The organism is Halorubrum tibetense, assembly GCF_042661865.1.
GTDB lineage: Archaea > Halobacteriota > Halobacteria > Halobacteriales > Haloferacaceae > Halorubrum > Halorubrum tibetense.
Genome location: NZ_JBHSWW010000552.1, coordinates 1 through 848, shown reverse-complemented (window position 1 = coordinate 848; position 848 = coordinate 1). Strand labels below are relative to the sequence as shown.

At 72.1% G+C, this 848-nt stretch carries 1 protein-coding gene; it reads right to left on the bottom strand.

The window, feature by feature from the left end; translation table 11 throughout:
• A partial coding sequence (locus ACFQEU_RS16910) for a phosphohexomutase domain-containing protein (protein WP_465261181.1) occupies window positions 1-848 on the bottom strand: 848 nt, incomplete at both ends.

Below are 848 nucleotides of genomic sequence, written 5' to 3'. Positions count from 1 at the left end.
GACCCGTTCGTCGATCCGGCCCGACGCGTTCGGCGTCGTCACCACGACGGGGTCGTCCGCGTCGGCCCGGCGGACGTATCGTTCCGCGAGGATCGCCAACACGGTGTCCTCGTGGACCACGTCGCCGTCCGCGTCGACGAGCACGAACCGGTCGGCGTCGCCGTCGTGACCGATCCCGAACGCGAACCCCTCCGCGTCGCCGTCGGGTCCTGCCCGACCGGGATCCGTGACCCCCTCGTTCGCGTCGGCGATGAACGCGCGGAGGTCCCGGAGCGTCTCCGGGGTCGGCTTGCTGCCGCGTCCGGGGAAATGCCCGTCGACGTTGCCGTTGAGGGTCACGACGGTCGCGCCGAGCTCGCGAAGGACGGTGGGCGTCGCCGGCCCGGCCATCCCGTTCCCGCAGTCGACGGCGATCCGGAGCCCATCGAGGTCGGTGGTGTCGCCGTCCTCGTCGTCCGTTCGATTCGTCTGGTCGTCCGTTCGATCCGGCTCGCCGTGCGCGGTACCTCCCTCACCGAACGACCGTGCGTACGCCTCGACCGCATCGAGATACGTATCCAGGGTGTCGATCCGTTCGGTCGTCGTCCACGCGTCCCAGTCCGCTGGGGGCTCCTCGTCGGCGACACGGGCCTCGACCGCCCGCTCCAGCCCGCGGTCGAACTCGACGCCGTCCCGGAACAGCTTGATCCCGTTGTCCGTCGGCGGGTTATGCGAGGCGGTGAGCATGACGCCGTACCGGCCCTGTGAGGCGTACGCGAGCCCGGGCGTCGGCAGCTGCCCGGCTCGGAGCACCGTTGCGCCGCCGGAAGCGAGCCCCGCCTCCATCGCCGCCGCGATCGCCGGGCCCG